This window comes from Streptomyces sp. NPDC025806, assembly GCF_055558275.1.
The window spans coordinates 40370-55429 of sequence record NZ_JBVHMU010000013.1; the positions used below are offsets into that span (position 1 = coordinate 40370).

The 15060-nt window shown below is 70.9% G+C and carries 14 protein-coding genes; 1 reads left to right on the top strand and 13 read right to left on the bottom strand.

Annotated features, from left to right (window positions below):
* Positions 1–27: 27 nt before the first annotated feature.
* The 9 genes from ACZ4E1_RS27290 to pyrR form a co-directional block, all read right to left on the bottom strand.
* Positions 28–351, bottom strand: coding sequence for an integration host factor (locus ACZ4E1_RS27290; RefSeq protein ID WP_026246651.1), 324 nt, complete (start codon positions 349–351; stop codon positions 28–30).
* 309 nt (positions 352–660) lie between these two features.
* Complete coding sequence (gene pyrF / locus ACZ4E1_RS27295; protein ID WP_467543974.1) at positions 661–1509, bottom strand: orotidine-5'-phosphate decarboxylase; 849 nt, start codon at positions 1507–1509, stop codon at positions 661–663.
* Positions 1506–2609, bottom strand: coding sequence for a quinone-dependent dihydroorotate dehydrogenase (locus ACZ4E1_RS27300; RefSeq protein ID WP_467543976.1), 1104 nt, complete (start codon positions 2607–2609; stop codon positions 1506–1508). Before ACZ4E1_RS27300 ends, pyrF begins: the two co-directional genes overlap by 4 nt.
* An 80-nt stretch (positions 2610–2689) precedes the next feature.
* The gene (gene carB / locus ACZ4E1_RS27305) at positions 2690–5998 is read right to left on the bottom strand and encodes a carbamoyl-phosphate synthase large subunit (RefSeq protein ID WP_467543978.1); all 3309 of its coding nucleotides are present in this window, start codon (positions 5996–5998) and stop codon (positions 2690–2692) included.
* Complete coding sequence (gene carA / locus ACZ4E1_RS27310; protein ID WP_467543980.1) at positions 5991–7130, bottom strand: glutamine-hydrolyzing carbamoyl-phosphate synthase small subunit; 1140 nt, start codon at positions 7128–7130, stop codon at positions 5991–5993. Before carA ends, carB begins: the two co-directional genes overlap by 8 nt.
* On the bottom strand, positions 7127–7720 hold the full coding sequence (locus tag ACZ4E1_RS27315; RefSeq protein ID WP_467543983.1) for a PH-like domain-containing protein: 594 nt from the start codon (positions 7718–7720) through the stop codon (positions 7127–7129). The genes carA and ACZ4E1_RS27315 overlap by 4 nt, the downstream gene beginning before the upstream one ends.
* A complete protein-coding gene (locus ACZ4E1_RS27320) occupies positions 7717–9003 on the bottom strand; it encodes a dihydroorotase (RefSeq protein ID WP_467543986.1) in 1287 nt (428 codons plus the stop codon). Before ACZ4E1_RS27320 ends, ACZ4E1_RS27315 begins: the two co-directional genes overlap by 4 nt.
* 2 nt (positions 9004–9005) lie before the next feature.
* Positions 9006–9986 (bottom strand): aspartate carbamoyltransferase catalytic subunit, encoded by a 981-nt coding sequence (locus tag ACZ4E1_RS27325; protein WP_467543989.1) that lies wholly within the window; start codon positions 9984–9986, stop codon positions 9006–9008.
* A gap of 115 nt (positions 9987–10101) precedes the next feature.
* The gene (gene pyrR / locus ACZ4E1_RS27330) at positions 10102–10674 is read right to left on the bottom strand and encodes a bifunctional pyr operon transcriptional regulator/uracil phosphoribosyltransferase PyrR (protein ID WP_467543992.1); all 573 of its coding nucleotides are present in this window, start codon (positions 10672–10674) and stop codon (positions 10102–10104) included.
* 254 nt (positions 10675–10928) lie between these two features.
* Here pyrR and bldD point away from each other — a divergent pair, with 254 nt between their 5' ends.
* Positions 10929–11429, top strand: a complete 501-nt coding sequence (gene bldD, locus ACZ4E1_RS27335; RefSeq protein WP_093894511.1) for a transcriptional regulator BldD — start codon at positions 10929–10931, stop codon at positions 11427–11429.
* Between the two features lie 437 nt (positions 11430–11866).
* Here the strand turns inward: bldD and nusB are convergent, their stop codons facing one another.
* From nusB to ACZ4E1_RS27355, 4 genes are all read right to left on the bottom strand, one after another.
* Complete coding sequence (gene nusB, locus ACZ4E1_RS27340) at positions 11867–12301, bottom strand: transcription antitermination factor NusB (RefSeq protein ID WP_188340028.1); 435 nt, start codon at positions 12299–12301, stop codon at positions 11867–11869.
* Positions 12302–12303: 2 nt separating this feature from the next.
* Positions 12304–12870 carry an elongation factor P gene (gene efp / locus ACZ4E1_RS27345; protein WP_365577681.1) on the bottom strand — a complete coding sequence of 189 codons (567 nt, stop codon included), beginning with the start codon at positions 12868–12870 and terminating at the stop codon, positions 12304–12306.
* 59 nt (positions 12871–12929) lie between these two features.
* The gene (locus ACZ4E1_RS27350; RefSeq protein ID WP_467543998.1) at positions 12930–14048 is read right to left on the bottom strand and encodes an aminopeptidase P family protein; all 1119 of its coding nucleotides are present in this window, start codon (positions 14046–14048) and stop codon (positions 12930–12932) included.
* Positions 14049–14163: 115 nt separating this feature from the next.
* The gene (locus ACZ4E1_RS27355; RefSeq protein ID WP_467544000.1) at positions 14164–15030 is read right to left on the bottom strand and encodes a Pro-rich N-terminal domain-containing protein; all 867 of its coding nucleotides are present in this window, start codon (positions 15028–15030) and stop codon (positions 14164–14166) included.
* Positions 15031–15060: the final 30 nt, after the last annotated feature.

A 15060-nucleotide genomic window follows, 5' to 3' on the forward strand; every position in this document is an offset into this window, starting at 1 on the left:
ACCAGCCCCCGGGGGCCGGTTCGTCACTCAGGCGCCGGTGCTGCCGAACTCGCGCTCCAGGGAGGCGATCTGGTTGGAGCCGAGACCACGGACTCGACGGGATTCGGAGATCCCGAGACGCTCCATGATCTGCTTGGCGCGGACCTTGCCCACGCCCGGCAGGGACTCGAGCAGGGCGGAGACCTTCATCTTGCCGATGACGTCGTTCTCCTGGCCCTGCTTGATGACCTCGTGAAGCGAGGCGCCGGAGTGCTTGAGTCGATTCTTGACCTCGGCCCGCTCCCGGCGAGCCGCGGCGGCCTTTTCGAGCGCGGCTGCGCGCTGTTCAGGGGTAAGGGGCGGAAGAGCCACGCCTACGTCACCTCGGATGTCGAACTGTCGGATACGGACCGGCGAGGGACCTGAGCGCCCCTCACCAGGTGAGCTACGAGCGGCGCGGCCGGCCGCGGTCACCCGTTCACTCCCGACGGAGACTAGCGGCCATGGCCGCCAGAGTCAGCGAGAACAGCGGAAAAGTCCTGGTCAGACTCGCGAAGGCTGGACATTTCGGGCAAAACGACCGGGAAATCGGCCCGGATGTCCGGGCAAAGACAAAGGTCGGCACGGAGTGCCACCCCTCTCGGGGTGCCGTACCGACCCTCATCAGGGCTTCCGGTGACGTCAGACGGCGCCCGCGACCGCCTCGCGCACCTCGTCCGCGAACCGCACGGCCGCGTCCCGCAGCGCGGTGACCGAGGGGCCGGCCTTCAGGACGCCGCGGCTGACGTTCGGCACCACGTTGCGCACCGCCGCGCCGAAGACCGCCGGGAGGTCGGCGGCGGTGGCACCCTGGGCACCGATGCCGGGCGCGAGGAGCGGACCGTTGATGTCCAGCTCGTACGAGGACAGGTCGCCCAGGGTCGCGCCCACGACGGCCCCGAAGGAGCCCATCGGGGTCTCCCCCGCGTTCTCGCCGGCCAGGTGCGCCAGCATCGTCGCGCCGACGTTGCGCCCGTCCGCGCGGACCGCGTGCTGCACCTCGCCGCCCTCGGGGTTCGAGGTGAGGGCGAGGACGAACAGGCCCGCGCCGGACTCGCGCGCGAGGTCCACGGCCGGCTTCAGCGACCCGTAGCCGAGGTACGGCGACACGGTCAGGGCGTCCGAGAACAGCGGGGAGTCCTTGTGCAGGAAGGTCTCCGCGTACGCGGCCATGGTGGAGCCGATGTCGCCGCGCTTGGCGTCCATGACGACGAGCGTGCCCGCGGCGCGCAGGTCGGCGACGGCCTTCTCCAGGACCGCGACGCCGCGCGAGCCGAACCGCTCGAAGAACGCCATCTGCGGCTTGACCACGGCGACCGTGTCGGCCAGCGCCTCGACCGAGGTGCGCGTGAAGGACTCCAGACCGGCGATGTCGTCGTTCAGGCCCCAGGAGGAGAGCAGGGCGGCGTGCGGGTCGATGCCGACGCAGAGCGGCCCGCGCTCGTCCATGACACGGCGCAGACGTGCGCCGAAGGGCTCCAGAACCGTCATGCGGACACCTTCTTCACATCGGCGCCGACCGCGTCGGCGAGCGTGGCGTACGGGGAGTTGTTCAGGCGGGCGGCGAGGCCCTTGTGGATCGCGCGGGCGTAGAACGGGCCCTCGTAGATGAAGGCGCTGTAGCCCTGGACCAGGGTGGCGCCCGCGAGGATGCGCTGCCAGGCGTCCTCCGCCGTCTCCACGCCGCCGACGCCCACGAGGGTGATCTTGTCCCCCACGCGCGCGTAGAGGCGCCTGAGGACCTCCAGGGAGCGTTCCTTGAGGGGCGCGCCGGACAGGCCGCCCGTCTCGTTCACGACGTCGCCCTGGGTCTTGAGGCCCTCGCGGGAGATCGTCGTGTTCGTGGCGATGATGCCGTCCAGGCCGAGCTCGACGGCCAGGTCGGCGACCGCGTCGACGTCCTCGTCGGCCAGGTCGGGGGCGATCTTCACCAGGAGCGGGACGCGGCGCGAGCGCACGGTGCGGTCGGCGGCCTCGCGGACGGCGGCGAGCAGCGGGCGCAGCGCCTCGGTGGCCTGGAGGTTGCGCAGGCCCGGGGTGTTGGGCGAGGAGACGTTGACGACGAGGTAGTCCGCGAAGGCGGCGAGCCGCTCGGTGGACTTCACGTAGTCGCCGACGGCCTCGGCCTCGGGGACGACCTTGGTCTTGCCGATGTTGACGCCCACGGTGGTCTTGAAGACCGGGTTGCGGGAGGTCAGGCGGGCCGCCACGGCGAGGGAGCCCTCGTTGTTGAAGCCCATGCGGTTGATGAGCGCGCGGTCCGGCACGAGGCGGAACAGGCGCTTCTTCGGGTTGCCGGGCTGCGGCTCGCCGGTGACGGTGCCGATCTCGATGTGGTCGAAGCCGAGCATCGTCATGCCGTCGATCGCGACGGCGTTCTTGTCGAAGCCGGCGGCGAGGCCGAAGGGGCCGTGCATCCGCAGGCCGAGGGCCTCGGTGCGCAGCTCCTTGTAGCGGGGCGCGAGGGCCGCGGCCACGAAGGTGCGCAGCACGGGGGTGCGGGCCGCGAGGCGGATCCAGCGGAAGGCGAGGTAGTGGGCCTTCTCGGGGTCCATGCGCTTGAAGACGAGGTTGAAGAACAGCTTGTACATGGCTGAAGTCCTAGTAGGTGCTCACGAGGCGGTGGGCTCATGAAGAGGGGGACACCGTCCGGTGTCCCCCTCTTGGGCTGCTAGTCGCGGGCCGCGGTCAGGTGTTCCGCGTGTTCCTGGAGCGACCGGACGCCCACGTCTCCGTGGTTGAGCGCGTCGATGCCCTGGACCGCGGCGGCGAGCGCCTGCACCGTCGTCAGACAGGGCACGGAGCGGGCCACGGCCGCCGTACGGATGTCGTAGCCGTCGAGGCGGCCACCGGTGCCGTACGGGGTGTTGACGATGAGGTCGACCTCGCCGTCGTGGATGAGCTGGACGATCGTCTTCTCGCCGTTCGGGCCCTCGCCCTCGGACTGCTTGCGCACGACCTTGGCGTTGATGCCGTTGCGCTTGAGGACCTCGGCGGTGCCGGAGGTGGCCATCAGCTCGAAGCCGTGGGCGACCAGCTCGCGGGCCGGGAAGATCATCGAGCGCTTGTCGCGGTTGGCGACGGAGATGAACGCGCGGCCCTTGGTGGGCAGCGGCCCGTAGGCACCGGCCTGCGACTTGGCGTACGCCGTGCCGAAGACCGAGTCGATGCCCATGACCTCGCCGGTCGAGCGCATCTCCGGGCCGAGGACCGTGTCGACGCCGCGGCCGTGGATGTCGCGGAAGCGCGACCACGGCATGACGGCCTCCTTGACGGAGATCGGCGCGTCCATGGGGAGCGTGCCGCCGTCGCCGGTCTTCGGGAGCAGGCCCTCGGCGCGCAGCTCGGCGACGGTGGCGCCGAGCGAGATGCGGGCGGCGGCCTTCGCGAGCGGCACCGCGGTCGCCTTCGAGGTGAAGGGGACGGTGCGCGAGGCGCGCGGGTTGGCCTCCAGGACGTAGAGGATGTCACCCGCCATCGCGAACTGGATGTTGATCAGGCCGCGCACGCCGACGCCCTTGGCGATGGCCTCGGTGGAGGCGCGCAGGCGCTTGATGTCGAAGCCGCCGAGGGTGATCGGGGGCAGGGCGCACGCCGAGTCGCCGGAGTGGATGCCGGCCTCCTCGATGTGCTCCATGACGCCGCCGAGGTAGAGCTCGGTGCCGTCGTAGAGGGCGTCGACGTCGATCTCGATCGCGTCGTCCAGGAACCGGTCGACGAGGACCGGGCGGGACGGGCTGATCTCCGTGGACTCCTCGATGTACGAGGACAGGCGGGTCTCGTCGTAGACGATCTCCATGCCGCGGCCGCCGAGCACGTAGGACGGGCGGACGAGGACCGGGTAGCCGATCTCGTCGGCGATGGCCTTGGCCTCGGTGAAGGTGGTCGCGGTGCCGTGCTTGGGCGCGGGCAGACCGGCCTCGGCGAGCACGCGGCCGAAGGCGCCGCGGTCCTCGGCGGCGTGGATCGCCTCCGGGGAGGTGCCGACGACGGGCACGCCGTTGTCCTTGAGCGCCTGGGCGAGGCCCAGCGGGGTCTGGCCGCCGAGCTGGACGACGACGCCCGCGATCGGGCCCGCGAGGGACTCGGCGTGGACGATCTCCAGGACGTCTTCCAGCGTGAGCGGCTCGAAGTACAGGCGGTCGGAGGTGTCGTAGTCCGTGGAGACGGTCTCCGGGTTGCAGTTGACCATCACGGTCTCGTAGCCGGCGTCGCTCAGGGCGAAGGAGGCGTGGACGCAGGAGTAGTCGAACTCGATGCCCTGGCCGATGCGGTTCGGACCGGAGCCCAGGATGATGACCGCGGGCTTCTCGCGCGGGGCGACCTCGGACTCCTCGTCGTAGGACGAGTAGAAGTACGGGGTCTTCGCGGCGAACTCGGCGGCGCAGGTGTCGACCGTCTTGTAGACCGGGCGGACTCCGAGCGCGTGCCGGACCTCGCGGACGACGTCCTCGCGCAGACCGCGCAGCTCGGCGATCTGGTGGTCGGAGAAGCCGTGCCGCTTGGCCTCCGCGATCAGTTCCTTGGTGAGCTCCGGGGCGGCGGCCAGCTCGTCGGCCGTCTCCTTGATGAGGAAGAGCTGGTCGACGAACCAGGGGTCGATCTTCGTGTACTCGAAGATCTCCTCCGGGGTGGCGCCGGCGCGGATCGCCTCCATGACGGTGTTGATCCGGCCGTCGGTGGGGCGCACGGCCGCTTCGAGGAGCGCGGTCTTGTCGCCGGTCTCGCCGACGAAGGTGAACTGCGAGCCCTTCTTCTCCAGGGAGCGCAGCGCCTTCTGGAAGGCCTCCGTGAAGTTGCGGCCGATGGCCATGGCCTCGCCGACCGACTTCATGGTGGTGGTCAGCGTGGAGTCGGCGCTCGGGAACTTCTCGAAGGCGAAGCGCGGGGCCTTCACGACCACGTAGTCGAGCGTCGGCTCGAAGGAGGCCGGCGTCTTCTCGGTGATGTCGTTCGGGATCTCGTCCAGCGTGTAGCCGACGGCCAGCTTGGCGGCGATCTTGGCGATCGGGAAGCCGGTGGCCTTGGAGGCGAGCGCGGAGGAGCGGGAGACGCGCGGGTTCATCTCGATGACGATGATGCGGCCGTCGTCGGGGTTGACCGCGAACTGGATGTTGCAGCCGCCGGTGTCGACGCCGACCTCGCGGATGATCGCGATGCCGATGTCGCGCAGGCGCTGGTACTCGCGGTCGGTGAGGGTCATCGACGGGGCGACGGTGATCGAGTCACCGGTGTGGACGCCCATCGGGTCGAAGTTCTCGATGGAGCAGACGACCACGACGTTGTCGTTCTTGTCGCGCATCAGCTCCAGCTCGTACTCCTTCCAGCCGAGGATGGACTCCTCCAGGAGCACCTCGGTGGTCGGGGAGAGCGTGAGGCCCTGGCCGGCGATGCGGCGCAGCTCCTCCTCGTCGTGGGCGAAGCCGGAGCCGGCGCCGCCCATGGTGAAGGAGGGGCGCACGACGACGGGGTAGCCGCCGAGGGTGTCGACGCCCTTGAGGACGTCGTCCATGGTGTGGCAGATGACCGAGCGGGCGGACTCGCCGTGGCCGATCTTCCGGCGGACCTCCTCGACGACCTCCTTGAAGAGGTCGCGGTCCTCGCCCTTGTTGATCGCCTCGACGTTGGCGCCGATGAGCTCGACGCCGTACTTCTCGAGGACGCCCTGCTCGTGCATGGAGATCGCGGTGTTGAGCGCGGTCTGGCCGCCCAGGGTGGGCAGGAGCGCGTCGGGGCGCTCCTTGGCGATGATCTTCTCGACGAACTCGGGGGTGATCGGCTCGACGTACGTGGCGTCGGCGATCTCCGGGTCGGTCATGATCGTCGCCGGGTTGGAGTTGACGAGGATGACCCGCAGGCCCTCGGCGCGCAGGATGCGGCACGCCTGGGTGCCGGAGTAGTCGAACTCGGCGGCCTGGCCGATGACGATCGGGCCGGAGCCGATGACCAGGACGGACTGGATATCGGTGCGCTTAGGCACGCTGGCCCTCCATGAGCTTCACGAAGCGGTCGAACAGGTAGGCGGCGTCGTGCGGTCCTGCCGCCGCCTCGGGGTGGTACTGGACGGAGAAGCCCGGCTGGTCGAGCAGCTGCAGGCCCTCCACGACCTCGTCGTTGAGGCACACGTGCGAGACCTCGGCACGGCCGAAGGGGGTGTCGCTCACCTTGTCGAGCGGCGCGTCCACGGCGAAGCCGTGGTTGTGCGCGGTGACCTCGACCTTGCCGGTGGTGCGGTCCTGCACCGGCTGGTTGATGCCGCGGTGGCCGTACTTGAGCTTGTACGTGCCGAAACCGAGGGCGCGGCCGAGGATCTGGTTGCCGAAGCAGATGCCGAACAGGGGCGTCTTGCGCTCCAGGACGGCGGTCATCAGCGCGACCGGGCCGTCGGCGGTGGCCGGGTCGCCCGGGCCGTTGGAGAAGAACACGCCGTCGGGCTGGACCGCGTACACGTCGTCGGGCGTCGCGGTGGCCGGCAGGACGTGCACCTCGATGCCGCGCTCGGCCATGCGGTGCGGGGTCATGCCCTTGATGCCGAGGTCGATCGCGGCGACGGTGAAGAGCTTCTCGCCGATCGCGGGGACGACGTACGCCTCCTTGGTGGCGACCTCCTCGTACAGCGAGGCGCCCTTCATGTGCGGCTGGGCCTGCACACGGGAGACGAGCTCGGCGTCCGTGGCCAGGTGCTCGCCGGAGAAGATGCCGGAGCGCATGGAGCCGCGCTCGCGCAGGTGGCGGGTGAGGGCGCGGGTGTCGATGCCGGAGATGCCGACGATGTTCTGCGCGACCAGCTCGTCGTCCAGGGAGCGCTTGGCGCGCCAGTTGGACGGGATGCGGGCGGGGTCGCGCACGACGTAGCCGGAGACCCAGATGCGGCTCGACTCGTCGTCCTCGTCGTTCCAGCCCGTGTTGCCGATCTGCGGTGCGGTGGCGACCACGATCTGGCGGTCGTACGACGGGTCGGTCAGCGTCTCCTGGTAGCCGGTCATGCCGGTGGAGAACACGGCCTCGCCGAAGGTCTCCCCCACGGCCCCGTAGGCGCGGCCGCGGAAGATGCGGCCGTCCTCCAGGACGAGTACGGCGGGAGCGGCGGCTCCCCGGGTGGAGGTCGTCATCGTGCGGTGCCTTCCGTCGTGATGTGCGTGTCGGTCATGTCGTTGAGGGCGGTGACCCAGTCGCCCTGTTCCGCGGCGTGGTCGGAGCGGAACCCGGAGTCGATCAGCTTGTCGCCGTGCGCCCAGGTGACGATCAGCAGACCGCCCTCCGTGAGGACCTTGCCGGCGATGCCCTTGTCGAGCCGGGCGCCGCGCAGCGCGGTCACCGGGACGAAGAAGTCGCTCGCCCCGGGGCGCTCGACCACGAGGCCCGCGTCGGTCAGGGTCAGCTCGACGCGGCTGCGGGTGCCGAGGCCGTGCGCCACGATGCGGTCGAGCCACTGCCCCGCGGTGGTGGAGCCGTGGTACCGGCCGCTCATGGTCAGTCTGGGCTCCCCCGGGGTTTCCGGCGACTGAGGCAGCGGCGGCAGGTCGCCCTGCAGGGTGCCGCGCCACTTCCAGCCCTGGCGCATCAGCCAGTAGACCAGCGCGACGAAGAGCAGCAGACCGACGATCCAGCCGATCCGGTCGGGCCAGTCCGTGACGTCCGCCGACTTTTTCTCGGCGGCCAGGCGGACCAGGGGGCTGGCCAGGGGGTGGAGAGGTGTCACGCGAGCTTCCCGTCGGCGAGGGTGGCCTTGCCCCGCAGCCAGGTGTGGGTGACGCGGCCCGGCAGCTCACGGCCCTGGTAGGGCGTGTTGCGGCTGCGGGAGGCGAACCCCGCGGGGTCAACGGCACCACGGTAGTCCGCGTCGAGCAGCAGCAGGTTGGCCGGCTCGCCTGCCGAGACGGGGCGGCCGTGGCCGGTGGCCTGACCGATCTGCGCGGGCTTCACGGACATGCGGTCGGCGACGCCGGCCCAGTCGAGCAGTCCGGTCTCCACCATCGTCTGCTGGACGACGGACAGCGCGGTCTCCAGGCCCACCATGCCCATGGCGGCGGCGGCCCACTCGCAGTCCTTGTCCTCCTGCGGGTGCGGGGCGTGGTCGGTGGCGACGATGTCGATGGTGCCGTCGGCCAGCGCCTCGCGCAGCGCCATGACGTCCTTCTCGGTGCGCAGCGGCGGGTTGACCTTGTAGACCGGGTTGTACGTGCGGACCAGCTCGTCGGTGAGGAGGAGGTGGTGCGGGGTGACCTCGGCGGTGACGTCGATGCCGCGGGACTTGGCCCAGCGGATGATCTCGACGGAGCCGGACGTGGACAGGTGGCAGATGTGGACGCGGGAGCCGACGTGCTCGGCGAGCAGCACGTCGCGGGCGATGATCGACTCCTCGGCGACGGCGGGCCAGCCGCCGAGGCCCAGCTCGGCGGAGACGGTGCCCTCGTTCATCTCGGCGCCCTCGGTGAGGCGGGGCTCCTGGGCGTGCTGGGCGACGACGCCGCCGAAGGCCTTCACGTACTCCAGGGCGCGGCGCATGATGACGGCGTCGTGGACGCACTTGCCGTCGTCGGAGAAGACGGTGACGCCGGCGGCGGACTCGTGCATGGCGCCGAGCTCGGCGAGCTTGCTGCCCTCCAGGCCGACGGTGACGGCGCCGATGGGCTGCACGTCGCAGTAGCCGTGCTCCTGGCCGAGCCGGTAGACCTGCTCGACGACGCCGGCGGTGTCGGCCACGGGGAAGGTGTTGGCCATGGCGAAGACCGAGGTGTAGCCGCCGGAGGCTGCGGCGCGGGTGCCGGTGAGGACGGTCTCGGAGTCCTCGCGGCCGGGCTCGCGCAGGTGGGTGTGCAGGTCGACCAGGCCCGGCAGGAGGATCTTGCCGTCGGCCTCGACGACCTCGGCGCCCTCGGCGGACAGGCCGGTGCCGACCGCCTCGATGACCTCGCCGTCGATCAGCACGTCCTGGGGCTCGCCGCCGAGGACCTTCGCACCGCGGATCAGGATCTTGCTCATGGTTACTTGTTCTCCTCGGTACGAGAGTGGCTGACGGCGGGCTCGTTGCCGCCCAGAAGCAGGTAGAGGACGGCCATCCGGGTGTGCACACCGTTGGCGACCTGTTCGACGACCGTGCAGCGCTCGGAGTCGGCGACCTCGGCGGAGATCTCCATGCCGCGGACCATCGGGCCGGGGTGCATCACGATGGCGTGTGCGGGCGCCTTGGCGAGACGCTCGGCGTCCAGGCCGTAGCGGCGGGTGTACTCGCGCTCGGTCGGGAAGAACGCGGCGTTCATCCGCTCGCGCTGGACGCGGAGCATCATCACGGCGTCGGTCTTGGGCAGCGTGGCGTCGAGGTCGTACGAGACCTCGCAGGGCCAGGAGTCGACGCCGACCGGGAGCAGGGTGGGCGGGGCGACGAGGGTGACCTCGGCGCCGAGGGTGTGCAGCAGGTCCACGTTCGAGCGGGCGACGCGGCTGTGCAGGATGTCGCCGACGATGGTGACGCGGCGGCCGTCGAGGCCCTGGCCGATCCCGGCGTCGGCGCCGACGAGGCGGCGGCGCATGGTGAACGCGTCGAGCAGCGCCTGGGTGGGGTGCTGGTGGGTGCCGTCGCCCGCGTTGATCACCGGGGCGTCGATCCAGCCGGAGTTCGCGAGGCGGTACGGGGCGCCGGAGGCGCTGTGCCGGATGACGACGGCGTCGACGCCCATGGCCTCCAGGGTCTGCGCGGTGTCCTTGAGGGACTCGCCCTTGGAGACGCTGGAGCCCTTGGCGGCGAAGTTGATGACGTCGGCGGAGAGGCGCTTCTCGGCGGCCTCGAAGGAGATCCGGGTGCGGGTGGAGTCCTCGAAGAAGAGGTTGCACACGGTGCGGCCGCGCAGGGCGGGCAGTTTCTTGATGGGCCGGTCCGCGACGCGGGCCATCTCCTCGGCGGTGTCGAGGATGAGCACGGCGTCGTCGCGGGTGAGGTCGGCGGCCGAGATGAGGTGTCGCATCATCTGGGGTGCTCCGTAGCGAAGTCAGGAGAAGATCAGGAGATATCGGGGCATTCAGGCGCGCGAGGGCGCACGTTCGCGGGCGTACGCCCGCGGGGCGCACGCCGTCGGACCGTGGCTACTGCTCGGCTGCCTTGGCGTCCGGCTTGGCACCGAGCAGCACGGCGTCGCGGCCGTCCTCCTCGGCGAGCTGGACCTTGACCGTCTCCCGCAGCGACGTGGGGAGGTTCTTGCCGACGTAGTCGGCACGGATCGGGAGTTCGCGGTGGCCGCGGTCGACGAGGACCGCGAGCTGCACGGCACGCGGACGCCCGATGTCGTTCAGGGCGTCGAGGGCGGCCCGGATGGTGCGGCCGGAGAACAGCACGTCGTCGACGAGCACGACCAGGCGGCCGTCGATGCCGGCGGCGGGGATCTCGGTGCGGGCGAGCGCGCGCGGCGGGTGCATGCGCAGGTCGTCGCGGTACATCGTGATGTCGAGGGACCCGACGGGGATGGTGCGCCCGGTGACCTCGGCGAGCTTCTCGGCCAGGCGGCGGGCGAGGAAGACGCCTCGCGTGGGGATGCCCAGGAGGACCACGTCCTCGGCGCCCTTGGCGCGCTCGACGATCTCGTGGGCGATACGGGTCAGTACCCGCTCGATGTCAGGGCCTTCGAGTACGGGCCGGGCATCGGTGCTGTTCGTGTCCATAAAAAACGGACCTCCTTCTCCGCCTCACGGGACGGACCTTAAAGGACGTCGAAATTGCGCCACCGAGTCTACCAGCCACGGAACACCCCTGATCACCCACCCGGCCCCGCTCTGGAGGTGCGGAAAGCCCGGATTCACGAGAAGGTCGGTACGGACCATTCGGCTTGACGCGGCCAAGTAACGCTGCGTAACCTCACAGTGAGTTACCAGCCACGCGGCGGAGCCGCACAGTGATGCAGTGTCCGGGGAGCTATATGTCCAGCGAATACGCCAAACAGCTCGGGGCCAAGCTCCGTGCGATCCGCACCCAGCAGGGCCTTTCCCTCCACGGCGTCGAGGAGAAGTCCCAGGGACGCTGGAAAGCGGTCGTGGTGGGGTCGTACGAGCGCGGCGACCGCGCCGTGACCGTGCAGCGTCTCGCCGAACTGGCGGACTTCTACGGCGTCCCGGTGCAGGAGCTGCTGCCGGGCACGACCCCCGGCGGCGCCGCCGAGCCGCCGCCGAAGCTGGTCCTGGACCTGGAGCGGCTGGCCCACGTGCCACCGGAGAAGGCCGGCCCGCTGCAGCGCTACGCGGCGACGATCCAGTCCCAGCGCGGTGACTACAACGGCAAGGTGCTGTCGATCCGCCAGGACGACCTGCGCACCCTCGCGGTCATCTACGACCAGTCGCCCTCGGTCCTGACCGAGCAGCTGATCAGCTGGGGCGTCCTCGACGCGGATGCGCGCCGCGCGGTGGCCCACGAAGAGGCCTGACCCAGCAGAAACGTCACGGCCCGAGGGGCGGAACCATCCGGTTCCGCCCCTCGGGCCGTTTCCGTGTCCGGATCGGTGTACGCGCGTCGACAGCAGCGCGTGACCCTGCGGGGCTTCGGCCGGTTTTTCGGCGAACCCTCCGGTGGGGCTTCTCGCGCAGTTCCCCGCGCCCCTGAAATGCCTGCCCTTCGGGCGCATTTCCCCCGTCGCGGTGCGGGGTCCCTGTAATCGGGGGAAGGCGCGGCGAAGCCGCTGCCTTCCAGGGGCGCGGGGAACTGCGCGACCAGCCACGACGCAACCCGCACCCGGCGACGAAGCAGTGAACCCACGGCGCGAAGCCGCCCGCCGCTCCCCCAGAACGCACCGAAGCCCGGAGCAGAACCCCCACAGGAGGTTCCGCCCCGGGCCCCAAAAACACCCGGTACCGAGCGGCAGCGCTACGCCTCGTCGCGGCGGAGCGAGGGCTTCAGGTCCTTGAAGCGACCCAGAAGCCCGTTGATGAACGCCGGGGACTCGTCGGTGGAGAACTCCTTGGCCAGCGAGACGGCCTCGTCGAGCACCACGGCGTCCGGGGTCCCGTCGACCCAGACCAGCTCATAGGCGCCGATCCGCACGATGTTGCGGTCGACGACCGGCATCCGGTCCAGGGTCCACCCGACGGCGTACTGCGAGATGAGCTCGTCGATCCGGGTCGCCTTCTTGGCGTACCCCTCGACCAGCTCCATCGTGTACTCGCTGACGGGCGGCTGCCGCGTGTCGCTGCGGGAGTGCCGGATCCAGTCCGCGAGGACCGTCAGGACGTCGGCGCCGCGCTGGTCTGCCTCGAAGAGGATCTGGAAGGCGCGCTTGCGGGCCGTGTTACGGGCAGCCACGGTTAGCTGTTCACCCGGCCGAGGTAGCCGCTGTCGCGGGTGTCGACCTTGATCTTCTCGCCCGTGGTGATGAAGAGCGGGACCTGGATCTGGTGGCCGGTCTCCAGGGTGGCGGGCTTGGTGCCACCGGTGGAGCGGTCGCCCTGCACGCCCGGCTCGGTCTCCTGGATGGTCAGCTCGACGGCGGCCGGCAGCTCGACGAAGAGCACCTCGCCCTCGTGCTGGGCGACCGTGGCGGTGAAGCCCTCGATCAGGAAGTTGGCGGCGTCGCCGACGGCCTTGCGGTCGACGTGCAGCTGGTCGTAGGTCTCCATGTCCATGAAGACGAAGTAGTCGCCGTCCATGTACGAGAACTGCATGTCGCGCTTGTCGATCGTGGCCGTCTCGACCTTGACGCCGGCGTTGAACGTCTTGTCGACGACCTTGCCGGAGAGCACGTTCTTGAGCTTGGTGCGCACGAAGGCCGGGCCCTTGCCGGGCTTGACGTGCTGGAACTCGACGACGGACCAGAGCTGGCCGCCTTCGAGCTTGAGCACAAGGCCGTTCTTGAGGTCGTTCGTGGAAGCCACGGTTGCGGAATCTCCTGGACTGACGTGGACGACCCCGGGGCACAGCGCGTAGCCGTCGGCTACAGCGCGAGCAGCTCCTTGGTCGTGATGGTGAGTAGCTCGGGTCCGCCGTCCGCCTCGGGGCGGACGACGAGCGTGTCATCGATCCGGACGCCGCCCCGGCCCGGGAGGTGGACCCCCGGTTCGACGGTGACCGGCACACAGGCGTCCAGTTTACCCATGGCGGCGGGGGCCAACTGCGGGTCCTCGTCGATTTCGAGCCCCACCCCGTGTCCGGTCAGTTGTGCGAGTCCGTCACCATACCCCGCCGAGGCCAGTACGTGCCGGGCGGCCCGGTCCACCTCACGGCACTCGGCGCCGGGCACGAGGCTCTCCCGCCCGGCCCGCTGAGCGGCGAAGACGAGGTCGTAGAGCTCGATCTGCCAGTCCGCGGGCGTGGTCCCGATGACGAACGTGCGGCCGATCTCGCACCGGTATCCGCGGTACGTCGCACCGAGGCACACGGAGAGGAAATCTCCCTCCTCGACCCGCCGGTCGCTGGGCCGGTGCCCGCCGCGGCCGGAGTTGGGCCCGGTGCCCACGGAGGTCGGGAAGGCCGGACCGTCGGCGCCGTGGTCGACAAGTCGACGTTCCAGTTCCAGGGCGAGGTGCCGCTCGGTACGGCCGACGAGGATCGACTCCAGGAGTTCACCGAGCGCCTGGTCGGCGATCTCCGCGGCCATCCGCAGACAGGAGATCTCCTCCTCGTCCTTGACGAAGCGCAGCTGCTCGACGGCCCGGTGGAGATCGGTGAGCTGGAGCCGGGGCGCGACGGAGGCGAGCGCCCGGTGCCGGGAGACCGTCAGGTCGTGCTCCTCGACGGCGAGCGAGTCGGCGCCCTGCGCGGCCGCGACGTCCGCGGCGGCCACGGCCGGATCACCCGCGGGGGCGGCGAGGACCTGCACCCGCAGGCTCTCGTCGGCCCGGCCCTCGGCGATCTGCCCGCTCGGCGGACTCGCGCACAGCAGCGCGTCGCCGCCACCGCCGGGTTCTCGGCCCAGCAGCAGCACGGCGCCCTGCGGGGCCGCACCGGCGAGATATCGGACATTGGCAGGCCGCGACACGAGGGCGGCGGCGCTGCCGCCCGCCGTCGCGCGCTCTCGGAGCCGGTCCCGACGGGCCGCGTACACCTCTGACATGAGATCGAGCGTACGAGCGTGGGCGCGGCCCGGCCGGTTCAGCGCGTCCGGACGGGCGTCGCCCCTCGGTGACCTGGTGCGCAGGCCGGTGTGCGGGCCTGTGCGAGGCCGGGTGTCACCACGTGGGCGGGCTGGCGATGGCGCGGGCCAGGACGTCGTCCAGGACCTGGGCGGTGCCGGGCACGTCCAGCTGCGAGTTGTCGATGATGGGCAGGCCGGAGCCGTACCAGCCGGCCATGCGGCCGTGGATGCGGGCGACCTCCTCGTCGGTCAGCCGGCGATTGCCGCTGCGTCGCGCGTTGCGCTCCAGGACGATCTCCAGGCCGGGGAGCAGCACGACGGGCAGGAGGCCGGGGCCGACGTGCCGCTTCCAGCCGCCGAGGCCGACGACGGGTCGGTCGGGGAAGACGGCGTCGTCGAGGATGCAGGAGATCCCGTTGGCCAGAAAGTTGCGCGCGGCGAAGCCGCAGGTGCGGCGGGCGAGGCGGTACTGCGCCTCACTGTTGTCGTTCCACCCCGTCTGGGGGTCCGCGAAGCCGGAGCGCACCCATTCGCGGACGTCGTCCAGGCTGATGTGGGCGGTGGGGACGCGGCGGCTCTCGGCCCAGTACTTGGCCACGCTGGTCTTGCCCGCGCCGGCGGGGCCTATGAGGAGCACGGCCAGGGTCGTGGCGGAGGGGTCCGCGGGGGCCTGGGCGGGCGGCGGACTCGGCACGGCGACCGGGCCGCCGGGCGGGAGCGCCACATGGCCCGTGGTGTCACGCAGCGGCGGGGGTCCCGCGACGGGGGGCGGGCCCTGGGGATGGGGGTGCGGCCCCTGGGGGGCCTGCGGGTGCGGAGGCACCGGGGGATGGTGCGGGGCACCGGTGAAGCCGGGCGCACCCGGGGGCTGCTGCGCCTGCCGCGCCTGGGTCCACGGGCCGGCCGGTCCGTGCCCCGGGCGATGGGGCGGTGGCAGCGGGGACCCCACTGCGTGCTGCATCCGGTGCCACTCCATCTCGTACAACGGTCA